The organism is Stappia sp. ABD4_338, from assembly GCF_056312175.1.
Genome location: NZ_CM149982.1, coordinates 448,346 through 461,987 on the forward strand (window position 1 = coordinate 448,346; position 13,642 = coordinate 461,987).

Below are 13,642 nucleotides of genomic sequence, written 5' to 3' on the forward strand. Positions count from 1 at the left end.
GAGACCCATGCGTCACGCTCTCTATTTCACGCCACCAGCCGATCACCCGCTCGTCCTTGCGGCCGAGCGCTGGCTCGGCCGCAGTGTCTTTCCGCGGGATGTTCCGGCGGAGACGATTGGCGGGGTGACGCCGGACAAGCGCGAAACGCTGACAGCCGATCCGCGCCGATACGGTTTCCACGGCACGCTCAAGGCCCCGTTCAGGCTCGTTCCGCAGGCGATGCCCGCGGACCTGCATGCGGCGCTCGAGGCTTTTGGCGCCGAGCGGGCGGCGGCTCCCGCCGTGCGGCTGAGGGTCTCGAGCCTTGGAGGCTTTCTGGCGCTGACGCCGGCTGCGCCCGCACCCGGCCTCGATGCGCTGGCGGGCGACGTGGTGCGCCGCTTCGAGCCCTTTCGCGCCGCTCTGAGCGACGAGGAGATTGCCCGGCGCAACCCGGAAAGCCTCACGGACGCGCAGCGCGAGAACCTCGAGAAATGGGGCTATCCATACGTCTTTGCCGCGTTCCGCTTCCACATGACGCTCACGGGCCGGCTCGATGATGCCGAGGCCGCGCGCCTTCTTCCGATACTCGAGGCGCATTTTGCCGAAGCGCTCGCGGAACCCGTCGAGCTGGACCGTGTCGCTCTCTTCGAGGAACCGGAGCGTGGACGGCCCTTTACCTGCATACGCCTGGAGCGGCTGACCGGCGCCGCGCCCGATAACCAGTGAAAGACTGCAAGATGGACATGATCCTCACCAATGCCCGCATCGTGCTCGCCGACGAGGTGATCGAGGGAAGCCTTGAGGTCCGCGACGGGCGGATCGCCTCGGTCTCGACCGGAGGATCGGGCGTTCCTGGCGCGATCGACATGGAGGGCGACTTCGTCATCCCCGGGCTGGTGGAACTTCACACGGACCATCTGGAAAGCCACTACAACCCGCGTCCCAAGGTGCACTGGAACCCGGTTGCCGCCGTCTGCGCCCACGATGCGCAGATCGCGACATCCGGCATCACCACCGTGTTCGATGCCTTGCGTGTCGGCGTCGACGAGGATGGCGATCTGGCCACCGACGACATGCGTCGGCTGGCCGATGCCATCGAGGCCGGTGTCGCGGCTGGTCGCTTGCGTGCCGACCATTTTATCCACCTGCGTTGCGAGGTGTCGGCTCCCAACTGTCTGGAGGCATTCGACCGCTTCGAGGGGGACCCGCGCGTCCGTCTGGCCTCTCTCATGGATCACGCCCCCGGCCAGCGCCAGTTCGCGAGCCTCGAGGCCTATGCGATCTACTACAAGGGCAAGATGAAGATGACGGACGCGGAGTTCAACGCGTTCTGCGAGACCCGCATCGCCCAGTCGCGGACCTATTCGGACAAGCACCGCAAGGCGATCGCCGAAAAGGCGCGGGACCGGGGCATCGTGCTTGCAAGCCATGACGACGCGACCCGCGAACATGTGGACGAGGGGCGTGATTTCGGCATCCGGGTCGCCGAATTTCCAACGACCATGGAAGCGGCCAAGGCCTCGAGCGAAGCGGGCCTTGCCGTCCTGATGGGGGGGCCGAACGTCGTGCGTGGCGGCTCGCATTCGGGCAATGTCTCGGCGCGTGACCTGGCTGCCGCCGGTTACCTCGACATTCTGTCGTCAGACTACATCCCCTTCAGTCTGATCCAGTCCGCATTCTTCCTGGGCGAGGTCGTGGACGAGGTGGATCTTCCGGCGGCTGTCGCCATGGTTTCCCGCACGCCGGCGCTGGCTTCCGGTCTTGAGGACCGGGGCGAGATCATCGCCGGCAAGCGCGCGGATCTCGTGCGGGTCCGCGTCGAGGAGCACATTCCCATCGTGCGCACCGTGTGGCGTGAGGGCACTCGCGTTGCCTGAGCAAAAGGACGCAGGAAAGGCAGCTCTCACGGGACGGCTGGTCGTCGTTGTCGGGCCGAGCGGCGTGGGCAAGGACAGCCTGCTCTCTGCGGCGCATTCGACACTTGCGACCGTGCCTGACCTCCTGTTCGTGCGGCGTGCGATCACCCGGCCCGCGTCCGGTGACGCCGAGGACCACGAACCCATGAGCGACGAGGCGTTTGCCGCCGCCGAGCAGGACGGCGCGTTCTGCTTTACCTGGCGTGCGCACGGCCTGTGCTACGGATTGCGGACCGACCTTGAGGCCCATCTTGGGGCGGGACGTCCGGCGATCGTCAATGGCTCCCGCAAGGTCCTGGCCGATATGGCCAGGCGGTTCCCGGGTCTCGCCATTGTGCGCGTGACGGCGGATCCGCAGGTGATCGCGGCCCGTCTTGCCTCGCGCGGCCGTGAGAGTGGCGAGGAAATCGCGGCGCGCCTCGCCCGCGCGGCGGAGATCCCGGACGTTGCGCCGGTAGCCGTTGTCGACAACAGCGGGACGCTGGAGGATGCCGCGACGAGCTTTGTCGACGCCGTGACCGGGTTTTTGCGGTAGGGCCGGGTTTCGAGCTTTTCCGCAAGAAATGGTTTACGAAAAATATTGTTATAAATCATATATTTGCGTGATTTTTTTCGAACCCGTCAAAACTGTCAGGATTGGCAAGGCCCGCCGCACGTGGTTAGCCGAAATATGCAAGGCGCAGGTTTGTCGATGCAAATGCGGTCCATAACGAGCCGGGCGTTTCGGCGCGGCTGAACAACAACATGTGGCCATCGCAGTTCCGGGCAGCGCCCGGCGCTGCGGCGAGACAGGGAGAGGGCGATGACGAGCAAGGCGAGCGGGCACCAGGTGTCCGAAGCGGTTGCCGCGCGATCGGAGGAGTTCGGCAACGATCCCACGGATGTCGCGGGAGAGGTCGTTACCCACGGAACGAGTGGCCTGAAGCTCAGTCTCGACCGCATTGTCGCCAATGACCGCATCGTCGAGGAGATCGAGGCTGGCCGCTACGAGGCCGAGGAGCTCTCGATTTCCTGTGACTACGTGCGCCCCGAAGACAGGGTTCTGGAACTTGGCGCGGGTGTCGGCTTCATTTCCGCCGGCGTGATGCGCCGCGTCGGGCCGGCCTTCTACGCCGCGGTGGAGGCGGATGCACGGCTCATCCCCCACATCCGGCGGACCCATGCGCTCAATGACATTGTCGGAGCGAAGGTGCTCAACGCCGCCTTTGCAAGTGACCCGGATATGCTTGCGAGGGGATCGGTTTCCTTCACGCTGCACCGCGAGTTCTGGCGCTCGGGCATCGGCCAGGATCAACCGGGCATTACCGAGACGGTCTCCGTGCCGGCGGTGGATGCGTCCGCATTCCTCGCCGAGAACCGGATCAATGTTCTCATCGCGGATATCGAGGGGGCGGAGCTTGACCTTCTGCGCCATCTGGACACTGCCGGCGTGGAGCGGGTCGTGCTCGAGTTGCATCCCCAGCGGTTCGGCCTGCAGGGGGTCGCGGAGGTCTTTGCTCTGCTTGGCGCGCGGGGCTTTGCCTATGACGCCGGTCCGTCCCGGGGACCCGTGGTCTGCTTCCGCAAGATCGGAACGGACTGAAGCGCCCTCGGCGGCTGGCTGCCGAGCCCACGAGGGCGCGGGCGGCAGGGGCATTAAGCTATGGTTCGCCATTTGGTGCCATCGTCAAATGTGCAACCGGTCCGTGCGGGCCATGGCAGGTCTTTCGCGAGACGGTTCGGCGGACATTCCCGTGGTGTTGGCACCAGAGGGGCAAACGGAGCGATGAACATGCGATTTCGCGAGCTCATCCTGGGTCTTGCCGCAGTGCTGCTGGCGGTTCTGCCGCATCCGGCACTGGCATCCAAGCTGCCTGCGGAGACGGTGGTCCTGACCGTCGACGGCGCCATCGACGGCGATGCGCCGCGTGATTTCACGATTGCCGATCTCGAGGCTCTGGGGCTGGTGGAGCTGCGGACCACGACGCCCTGGCATGACAACGAGATGCTGTTCGAGGGCGTGCCGATGGCCCGCCTGATGGAGGCGGTGGGCGCAAGGGGCGACACAGTGGTTGGCGCCGCGCTCAACAACTATCTGATCGACATTCCGATCACCGACTTCGAAACCTTTGGCGTGCTTCTCGCTTTCAAGGCAAATGGCGAGTACATGGGCGTCCGTGACAAGGGACCGCTCTTCGTCATCTATCCGTTTGACCGTTTTCCCGATATTCGCAACGAACTCTACTATTCCCGTTCCATCTGGCAATTGCGCCGGTTGACCGTGAAGTAAGCCCTTGCGAGCCATCGAAGTCCTGAGCCGCCTCGCCAGGGTGGCCGATCATTTCAGATATGTCGCCTTCGCCCTGCTGGGCGTGCTGGTGCTCGTCATCCTGGTACAGGCGGATTCGGTCATCACGAGCGGCGAGGCCGTTGGTCGCTCCATGCGCTACGACATGGCGCTGACCGGCCTCAACAGCCGGCTCGACGCGACCAATGCGCGCGAGAGAATGGCGCGCTATGTCGTGACCGGTGACAGCGAGGACCGGGACGCGGCCTATCTGTTCTACGACATTCTGGTCGGTCGGCTCGAGATGATGCAAAGCGGGGCTTTCGGCGCTTTCGTGAAGGCGTCTCCCCGACGCCAGAAGGTGCTCGACGAGGCCACTCGGGCGGTGACCGCTGTCGAGCCGATGCTCGACCTGCTGCCCGATCCGGCGGCTTTCGAGCAGGTCAACAAGGCGCTTGGAGTGGCGGCAACGGCGATCGACCGGCTTGGCGGCGAGGCCATGTCTGCCAACCTGAGCGAGGCTGCGGAGTTTAGGGCCGAGCTGTCCGAACGCCAGAGAGTCCAGAACCTGCTGCTTCAGCTGTTGATCGGCTTTGGTGCGGGTCTTCTGCTGATGATGACGGTGCAGGCGTGGTCGCTGCGCCGGGCCCGCACGGATGCGGAACGTGCCGCGCGCCGGTTCGAGTTCGTCGCCCGGCACGATCCTCTGACACGGCTGCCCAACAGGTCGGCATTTCATACTGTGCTTCAGGCGGAAATCGCGCGCCTTCACCAGCGGGGACGTGACGCGGGGGAGGATGTCGCCGTGCTCGCGCTCGATCTCGACGGCTTCAAGGCCGTGAATGATATTCTCGGTCACGCCGCTGGCGACGACCTGCTTGTGGCGGTGGCGAGCCGTCTGAGCTGGGTGGCGGCCCAGTGGGGGGAGGGGAACGTTGCCTCGCGGCTTGGCGGCGATGAGTTTACCGTTCTCTTGCGCATTCACGGCGGTGAAGCGGAAGCGCTTGAGCGGGCTTACGAGGTGAGCCGTGCGCTGCACGAGGCACATTCGGTGTCCGGAGGCAGCGTGGTGGTGAACGCGACCATCGGCCTGGCGCTTGCCGGGCCCAACGGGCGCCGGGGGGCTGACCTGCTGCAGAATGCCGATCTGGCACTCAGCCACGCCAAGGCGTCGGGCAAGGGCCAGGTCCAGATCTACGACGACAGCATGCGTATCGATGCGACCCGCCGTCGCCGCATCGAGGCCGACTTCGACGATGGTCTCGCCCGGTCGAGGATCGTTCCGCACTTCCAGCCCCAGGTCGACATGCAGACGGGCCGCATCGTCGGCTTGGAAGCGCTTGCACGCTGGCAGCATCCGACACTCGGGTGGATCTCGCCGGCGGAGTTCATTCCCATCGCCGAGAGCTCGGGCCGGATCGTGGAAATCGGAGAGCGCATTCTGGAAGCCGCATGTCGCGAGATCCAGCGCATGCCGGACAGTTGCAAGGTGTCGGTCAACCTGTCGGTTGCCCAGTTGGCGCGTGACGATCTTGCCGACACGGTGCGCGAAATCCTCTTCCGCACGGGACTGCCGCCAAGACGCCTCACGCTGGAGGTGACGGAAACGGTCGTCATGCGCGACACGCATCGGGCGCGCAACATGCTGGCCCGGCTGAAGCGGCTGGGGATCGGCATCGCGCTGGACGATTTTGGAACGGGCTATTCGGCCCTGTCGTACCTGCGGGATTTCGACTGGGACGAACTCAAGATCGATCGCAGTTTCGTCAATTCCATCACCACGGACGAACACAGCCTTTCGATCATCGCCTCGATCGTCAATCTGGCTGAGCGCCTGTCCATCTCCGTCACGGTGGAGGGCGTGGAGACGCGGGCGCAGGTCGATATGCTCAAGGGCATCGGCTGTCATGTGGCGCAAGGATTTCTCTACGGTGCGGCGTCGCCGATCGAGGAACTGGTGAGCCGGGCGGAGAACTTCGAGCAAGCCATGCGCCAGGCCAACGGGTGAGGCGACCTGTCTTCGTGAGCCTCCAGCTTGCCGCTTTCGCCGGCTTCCGCATCCGTGCCATCCACGCCCCCTGATGGGCGACCAATAGGGTATTGGTTCGCTGTTGGGCTGGATTTGCCCGACTGATAGGCAGTTTGCCCAGTTTTTGGGTTGAAAATTTCATCAAACCCGGATCATTCGCAAGAATCTTTGCGACCGTGCCGCTTGCGGTCTTGCCTCGTCCCTCACTCTGAGTCAGTAGTGGAACCAATAGGGAATAGGTTCGGATGGGTTCGGGTGGCGGAAGACGAGGCACAAACCGGTCGAAACTCAAGCCTTGCTCTGGAGCGGCTGAGGGTGATCGTCGATCACCTGGAGCGCGCTGAACGGGACCAATTGCCCACGGAGCGGGAACTGGTTGAGGAAATCGGTGTCGGCAGGCGCGCCGTCCGCCGCGCGCTCGACGTGTTGGAGGCGGAGGGGCGGGTCTGGCGCCGACAGGGTGCCGGTACCTTCATTTCCGGTACAAGGGCAGCTTCCGCCGGTGACGTCACCCGCCTGCCCGAAATGACCAACATGTTCGAAGTGATGGAGGTCCGCCTGCTGGTGGAGCCGGCGCTCGCCCGCCTTGCCGCGCTCCGGGCCTCGGCCGCCGAGATCGCGCGCATGGACGAGATCGCGCGAAAGGTCGCCTCGGCCGACGATCTGGACAGTCGTGAGCTGTGGGACGGGGCGCTGCATCGCGCGATCGCGACGGCGGCGGGCAACACGCTGCTGCTCGCCATGTTCGATGTGGTGGACCGGGTCCGGCAGGACGACACCTGGCGTCATGTTCGTGAGGCGCTTCGCACGCGTGGATCCATGTCGCTCTATGTGTCCCAGCATTCTGAGCTGGTGGACGCAATCGGGCGCAGGGATCCGGTCGTGGCAGAGCGCGTGATGCGCAAGCACCTGCTCAGCCTGCAGGAGCGGTTGATGTTGCAGACGACGGAGGGGCACGCCGATGCCGGCTGACGCGACAGCGCCGCTTCTGGCGGTGAACGATCTTTCCCTGCGGTTTCGCGGGATGGACGCCAATGTGGTCGACGGCGTGTCGTTCGACGTGTCCCCGGGCGAGACACTGGCCATCGTCGGCGAGAGCGGCTGCGGCAAGTCCGTTACCGCGCTCGCGCTGATGGGGCTGCTGCCGATGCCGCCGGGCGAGATCGTCTCGGGCGAGGCGCTGTTCGAGGGGCGTGATCTGTTCTCGCTTGCCCCGCGCGAGCGTGCGCGGTTGCGTGGTGACCGGATGGCGATGATCTTTCAGGAGCCGATGACCTCGCTCAATCCGGTTTTCACGATCGGAGAGCAGATCGCGGAAAGTGTCCGCCGCCATCGCAACGTCAGCCGGGCCCAGGCCCGGGCACGGGCGCTGGAAATGCTGGAAAAGGTGAAGGTGCCGGCAGCGGCGCGGCGGCTCGACGACTATCCGCACCAGCTCTCGGGCGGCATGCGCCAGCGTGTCATGATCGCCATGGCGCTTGCCAACGATCCGCGCCTGCTGATCGCCGACGAGCCGACGACTGCACTCGATGTCACCATTCAGGCCCAGATCCTCGACTTGATCGGCGACCTGCAGGAAGAGACCGGCACCGCGCTCATCATGATCACGCATGATCTCGGCGTCGTGGCGGAAACCGCCGACAAGGTGGCGGTCATGTACGCCGGGCGTGTCGTCGAGGCCGGGCCGGTGTCCGCTCTTTTCGACGATCCTCAGCATCCCTACACACTTGGCCTGATCAGCTCGGTGCCCTCGCTCGGCGAGCGCGCCGACCGGCTGGCGACGATTCCCGGCATGGTCCCCGCGATCGATGCGATGCCGCCGGGGTGCCGTTTCGCGCCACGTTGCCCCTTCGCCGACGAGGGATGTGCCGCCGGGGTTCCCGCCCTGACGCGTGTTGCCGAGGGGCATTCGGTCGCCTGCCGCTACGCGCCGCTCGAAAGCCGTTTCGGAGATGCCGCATGAGCGTGACCGACACCGTTTCCGCCACCGGCGACACGCCGGATGTCGTCCTGGAGGCCCGTGGTCTTGCCAAGCATTTTCGGGCAGGCTCCAAAATGGGTGGCTCCCTGCTCGGCGAGCAGCCGGTGGTGCGTGCCGTCGATGGCGTGTCGCTGTCGGTGAGACGGGGAGAGACGCTGGCTGTCGTCGGCGAAAGCGGTTGCGGCAAGTCGACGCTCGCTCGTCTTCTGCTGCGCCTGATCGACCCCACCGCCGGCGAGGTGTTCTACGGCGGACGTGACATCGCCCGACTTCCGGCGGCCGAGATGCGCCGCTTGCGCCGTGACCTGCAGTTCGTCTTCCAGGATCCGTTTTCCTCGCTCAATCCGCGCATGACGGTGGGCGCCATTGTCGAGGAACCCATGCGGGTGCATGGCACAGTGCCGGCACGTGAGCGGCGGGCCGAGGTGCAAAAGCTGCTAGCACGCGTCGGCATCCGTCCCGCCTATGCCTCGCGCTATCCGCACGAGTTTTCCGGCGGCCAGCGCCAGCGCATCGGTATTGCCCGCGCGCTCGCGTCGGGTCCCAGGGTCCTGATCGGCGACGAGCCCGTTTCCGCGCTCGATGTCTCGGTGCAGGCGCAGGTCATCAATCTTCTGGAAGACCTGAAGGACGAGTTCGACCTGACGCTGGTGCTGATCGCACACGACCTTGCCGTGATCCGCCACATGAGCGACCGGGTGGCGGTGATGTATCTCGGCGAGGTGGTCGAGCTTGCCGGGACTGACGAGCTCTATGCACGCCCCTTGCACCCTTACACGCGCGTCCTCATGCGCGCGATCCCGATCCCGAGCCCGCGCGCGCGCAAGGCCGAGGCGCGGCTGACAGGCGATGTGCCCTCGCCCCTCAATCCCCCGGCGGGCTGCCGTTTCCATACGCGCTGTCCGCTTGCCAGCGAGATCTGCGCCACCGAGCGGCCCGTGTTGAGCGAGGTCGAGCCGGGTCGGCAGGTCGCCTGCCATCACTGGCAGTCCGTGGAAAGCGATGCCGCGGCGCTCGAGCCGGAACCCTCGCCCGCGGCCCGCCGCCGTCTCGCGCTTTACCGGGCCAGAAGCACGGCTCCCAAGTCGGGGGCGGAGAGCCCGAAGTCCGGAAAACAATCATCATCACCAGAGGAGATTTGAAAATGCGAAACAGTCTCTACGCCGCACTTCTGCTGGGGGCCGGCGCACTCGTCGCGCTGCCGGCAGCCGCCGCCGATCTGCGCATCGGCCTGCAGGACGACCCGGACATGCTCGATCCCGATCAGTCCCGTTCGTTCGTCGGCCGTATCGTCTACACCTCGCTGTGCGACAAGCTCGTCGACATCACGCCGGGCCTGGAGATCATCCCGCAGCTCGCCACGTCCTGGACCTGGTCAGAGGACGGCACGGAACTGACGATGGACCTTCGCGAAGGTGTCACCTTCCATGACGGCACGGCCTTCGACGCCGAGGCGGTCAAGGCGAACCTGGAGCGCTCGAAGACCCTTCCCGAGAGCCGCCGCAAGAGCGAGGTGAAATCGATCGAGAGTGTCGAGGTCACCGGTCCCCTGCAGGTGAAGATCACGCTCTCCCAGCCCGACGCGACGCTGCTTGCCCAGCTTGCCGACCGCGCGGGCATGATGGTTTCGCCCAAGGCGGCGGCGGAAGCCGGTGCCGACTTCGCCTCCAATCCGGTCTGCTCGGGTCCGTTCAAGTTCGTCGAGCGCGTGCAGCAGGATCGCATCGTGCTGGAGCGGTTCGCCGACTACTGGAACGCGGACAAGATCCACTTCGACAAGGTCACCTTCCTGCCGATTCCGGATACGACCGTGCGTCTTGCAAACCTGCGCGCGGGCGATCTCGACATGCTGGAGCGCCTGGCGGCGACGGACGCGGCCTCGGTGAAGTCCGATTCCGAGCTGACCTATGCGGATGCGGTTTCGCTCGGTTACCAGGGCATCACGGTGAACGTGGGCAACGGTGAGCGCGCCGACACGCCGATCGGCCAGCAGGCCAAGCTGCGCCAGGCTTTCGAGCTGACGCTCGACCGCGACGCGATCAACCAGGTCGTCTTCGAGGGCGTGTTCGCGCCGGGCAACCAGCCGTTCCCGCCGACGAGCCCGTGGTATGACAAGAACGTGCCGATCCCGGCGCGCGACGTTGCGAAGGCCAAGGAACTCATGAAGGAAGCGGGCGTCGAGAGCTTCGACGTCGAGGTTCAGGTGGCCAACAACCCGGTCCAGATGCAGATGATGCAGGTGGTCCAGGCCATGGCTGCCGAAGCCGGCATCAACGTCAAGCTGAAGTCGACCGAGTTCGCGAGCCTGCTCGCCGACCAGTCTTCGGGCAACTTCGAAATGAGCCAGGTGGGCTGGTCGGGCCGTATCGATCCGGATGGCAACATCCACGGCTTCCTGACGACGAAGGGCGGCCTCAACGACGGCAAGTACTCCAACCCGGAGGTCGACAAGCTGCTCGACAAGGCCCGCACGAGCAACGATCTGGCGACGCGCAAGGCAAGCTATGACGCGGCGACCGAGATCCTCGCCAAGGACCTGCCGATCATCTACCTCTACCATGTGACGTGGATCTGGGCGCTCGACAACAAGATCGAGGGCTTCGTTCCCTATCCGGACGGCATGATCCGTCTCGAGAACGTCCGCTTCTCGGACCAGTGACACCAGGGCTTGCGGGGTCCGGTCCGGCCGGGACCCGCAAGCCAGACCGCCGAGGCATGTGCCTCGTTCGAAACGGGTTGCCATGACACGCTTGCCGATCCTGCTCATCAACCTTGACCGTGCACCGGAGCGGCTTGCGCGCATCAAGGAGCGTCTCGACGCCCGGGGGCTCGCCTTCGAGCGCGTCGCGGGTGTGGACGCGCGGGCGCTGTCGCGGGCGGAGATCGAGCGCCATGTGGAGGGCATCGGCCACTGGGGCTGGATGACAGAAGGTGAGGTCGCCTGCTTTCTCAGTCATCGCAAGTGCTGGAGGCTGATCGTCGAACGCGAGATGCCTCACGCGGTCGTGCTCGAGGATGATGTCGTGCCGGGCCGCTTCGCGGGCGAGATCTTTCGGCGGGACGACTGGATCCCGGCCGAGGCGGATCTGGTCAAGCTCGAGACGGACCTGAAGCCGCTTCGCCTCTCGGTCAAGGCATCCGGATGCGGGGAAACCTTCGAGGTGGCGCGCCTTCATTCCTCGCACTATTGCGCGGCGGCCTATCTCGTCACGCGGCATACGGCACAGCGACTGCTCAAGGCGACGGAGCGATTTCGCGACGCGGTCGACGAGATGTTGTTCGTCGAGCGGTCGGCGCTTTGCCGCAGCCTCAGGATCTTCCAGATGCTTCCCGCGCCTTTCGTCCAGGAACACAAGCACGCTGACCCCGTGTCGCGGTTCGACCCTTCCGGGTTCATCGAGGGGCGCGAGTGCAAGGACCTGCCGCGTCGTGCGCGTCACGTAGAGGCTCTTGCCGATCTCGCCCAGATGCGGCGCGACCTTCTCCACAAACTGGCGGAACTGACCGGTCGCCGTCGAACCGTGGTTGTGAACTTCCAATGACCCGAACGCCCAATCCCTTCTTCTCCGTCACGGGAGCCGCGTGATGCTCACCTTCATCGGCCGGCGTCTGCTGGTGGCCATTCCGACGCTGCTGATCGTGTCGGTGTTCGTGTTCACCCTGCAAAAGCTCCTGCCCGGAGATCCGGCGCTGGTGCTGGCGGGCGAGGAGCGCGATCCGCAGGTGATCGAGTTCATCCGCGAGAAGTACCGGCTCAACGATCCGATCATCGTCCAGTACGGCTACTGGATGGGGGGCGTGCTGACCGGTGACCTCGGCGTGTCTCTGCGCACGAACCAGCCGGTGACGCAACTCATCGCCGACAAGTTGCCCGTCACCATCCAGCTGGCGGTGATGGCGATGCTGGTTGCCATGCTTATCGGCATTCCCGCGGGCATCCTGTCAGCGGTCAAGAAGGGTGGTCCGGTCGACTACATCGCCAATTTCGTGGCGCTGTCGGGCCTGTCCATTCCCAATTTCTGGCTCGGGATCATGCTGATCCTGCTGGTTTCGGTCGAGCTGGGCTGGCTGCCCGCCTCGGGGTATGAGTCCATATTCGTCGATCCGGTAAGATCGCTCGAGACGATGATCATGCCGGCCTTCGTTCTTGGCACGGCGCTCGCCGCGACACTGATGCGTCACACCCGTTCGGCGATGCTCGGTGTTTTGAAGGCTGACTATGTGCGCACCGCGCGCGCCAAGGGGCTCGACGAAGGCGTCGTGGTGGTCAAGCACGCCTTTCGCAATGCGCTTCTGCCCATCGTGACCCTAGGCGCGCTGCTGTTCGGCGAGCTTCTGGCCGGTGCCGTCCTGACGGAGCAGATCTTCACAATTCCCGGCTTCGGCAAGCTGATCGTGGATGCGGTGTTTACCCGGGACTATGCGGTGGTGCAGGGCGTGGTCCTGTGCACGGCGGCCGGGTTCCTGCTGATGAACCTCATTGCCGACCTGCTTTATTTCCTGCTCAATCCGCGCATGAGGAGTGCCCTATGAGTGCGGCAAGCCCCTCGGCCGTCCCGGAGATGGATCCGGACGTCCTGCCGGCGCGCGGCGAAAGCCGTGCCTGGAAGAAGCTGAAGCGCAACAAGAGCGCGCTGTTCGGTTTCGCGCTGGTTCTCTTCTTCGTGGCGGTCGCCATTCTGGCGCCGGTTCTGCCCATCGCCGATCCGGCCGCGACAAGCTGGTCCGCGGTGCGCAAGGCGCCGTCGCTGGCCCATTGGCTCGGCACCGACGAGATCGGACGCGACATCCTTTCGCGCATGATCTGGGGGGCGCAGGCCTCGCTGCTGGCCGGCGTCGTTTCGGTCGTGATCGCGGTCGCCATCGGTGTGCCGTTCGGGCTCGTGTCCGGCTATTTCGGCGGCTGGGTCGACCAGGTGATCTCGCGCGTGACCGATGCGCTTCTGGCCACGCCCTTTCTCATCCTCGCCATCGCGCTTGCCGCCTTTCTGGGCCCGAGCCTGACGAACGCCATGATCGCGATCGGCCTGTCGGCGACGCCGATCTTCGTGCGTCTGACGCGCGGGCAGGTGCTCTCGGTGAAGACCGAGGACTACGTGGAGGGTGCGCGCGCCATCGGCCTGCGCGACGCGGCGATCATCACCCGCTACATTCTGCCCAATGTTTTCGCGCCGGTTCTCGTTCAGGCGACACTGACGGTCGCCACCGCGATCATCGCGGAGGCGAGCCTGTCGTTCCTCGGGCTCGGCCAGCAGCCGCCGGACCCGAGCTGGGGCTCCATGCTCAATACGGCCAAGAACTTCATGACCCAGGCTCCGTGGATGTCCTGGTGGCCGGGGGCGGCGATCTTTCTCGTCGTGCTCGGCTTCAACCTTCTGGGAGACGGCCTGCGCGACGCGCTCGACCCGCGCGAGGGCTGACGCCCCGCGCCGCCATATCTCTCCAGAACACTAGCTTGCAAGGGAAT

At 65.3% G+C, this 13,642-nt stretch carries 13 protein-coding genes; all 13 read left to right on the forward strand.

Annotated features, from left to right (window positions below; genetic code table 11):
• Positions 1-7 precede the first annotated feature (7 nt).
• The 13 genes from ACYX4S_RS01930 (at position 8) to ACYX4S_RS01990 (ending at position 13,595) form a co-directional block, all read left to right on the forward strand.
• Positions 8-709, forward strand: coding sequence for a DUF1045 domain-containing protein (locus tag ACYX4S_RS01930; RefSeq protein WP_476361683.1), 702 nt, complete (start codon positions 8-10; stop codon positions 707-709).
• 11 nt (positions 710-720) lie between these two features.
• Positions 721-1,860, forward strand: coding sequence for an alpha-D-ribose 1-methylphosphonate 5-triphosphate diphosphatase (locus ACYX4S_RS01935; protein WP_476361684.1), 1,140 nt, complete (start codon positions 721-723; stop codon positions 1,858-1,860).
• A complete protein-coding gene (phnN, locus tag ACYX4S_RS01940; RefSeq protein WP_476361685.1) occupies positions 1,853-2,434 on the forward strand; it encodes a phosphonate metabolism protein/1,5-bisphosphokinase (PRPP-forming) PhnN in 582 nt (193 codons plus the stop codon). Before ACYX4S_RS01935 ends, phnN begins: the two co-directional genes overlap by 8 nt.
• A gap of 267 nt (positions 2,435-2,701) precedes the next feature.
• A complete protein-coding gene (locus tag ACYX4S_RS01945; RefSeq protein WP_476361686.1) occupies positions 2,702-3,481 on the forward strand; it encodes an FkbM family methyltransferase in 780 nt (259 codons plus the stop codon).
• A gap of 189 nt (positions 3,482-3,670) precedes the next feature.
• Positions 3,671-4,168: a putative pterin-binding protein gene (locus ACYX4S_RS01950; RefSeq protein WP_476361687.1), complete on the forward strand. Its 498-nt coding sequence runs from the start codon at positions 3,671-3,673 to the stop codon at positions 4,166-4,168.
• A 4-nt stretch (positions 4,169-4,172) separates the two neighbouring features.
• Positions 4,173-6,173, forward strand: coding sequence for a putative bifunctional diguanylate cyclase/phosphodiesterase (locus tag ACYX4S_RS01955; RefSeq protein WP_476361688.1), 2,001 nt, complete (start codon positions 4,173-4,175; stop codon positions 6,171-6,173).
• A gap of 276 nt (positions 6,174-6,449) precedes the next feature.
• A complete protein-coding gene (locus tag ACYX4S_RS01960) occupies positions 6,450-7,166 on the forward strand; it encodes a FadR/GntR family transcriptional regulator (RefSeq protein ID WP_476361689.1) in 717 nt (238 codons plus the stop codon).
• Complete coding sequence (locus tag ACYX4S_RS01965) at positions 7,156-8,157, forward strand: ABC transporter ATP-binding protein (RefSeq protein ID WP_293718024.1); 1,002 nt, start codon at positions 7,156-7,158, stop codon at positions 8,155-8,157. Before ACYX4S_RS01960 ends, ACYX4S_RS01965 begins: the two co-directional genes overlap by 11 nt.
• On the forward strand, positions 8,154-9,317 hold the full coding sequence (locus ACYX4S_RS01970; protein ID WP_476361690.1) for an ABC transporter ATP-binding protein: 1,164 nt from the start codon (positions 8,154-8,156) through the stop codon (positions 9,315-9,317). The genes ACYX4S_RS01965 and ACYX4S_RS01970 overlap by 4 nt, the downstream gene beginning before the upstream one ends.
• A 2-nt stretch (positions 9,318-9,319) precedes the next feature.
• A complete protein-coding gene (locus ACYX4S_RS01975; RefSeq protein ID WP_476361691.1) occupies positions 9,320-10,834 on the forward strand; it encodes an ABC transporter substrate-binding protein in 1,515 nt (504 codons plus the stop codon).
• Positions 10,835-10,916: 82 nt separating this feature from the next.
• On the forward strand, positions 10,917-11,717 hold the full coding sequence (locus ACYX4S_RS01980) for a glycosyltransferase family 25 protein (protein ID WP_476361692.1): 801 nt from the start codon (positions 10,917-10,919) through the stop codon (positions 11,715-11,717).
• A gap of 43 nt (positions 11,718-11,760) precedes the next feature.
• Positions 11,761-12,708 (forward strand): ABC transporter permease, encoded by a 948-nt coding sequence (locus ACYX4S_RS01985; protein ID WP_422069723.1) that lies wholly within the window; start codon positions 11,761-11,763, stop codon positions 12,706-12,708.
• Positions 12,709-12,737: 29 nt separating this feature from the next.
• Positions 12,738-13,595, forward strand: a complete 858-nt coding sequence (locus ACYX4S_RS01990; protein WP_476362803.1) for an ABC transporter permease — start codon at positions 12,738-12,740, stop codon at positions 13,593-13,595.
• Positions 13,596-13,642 lie beyond the last annotated feature (47 nt).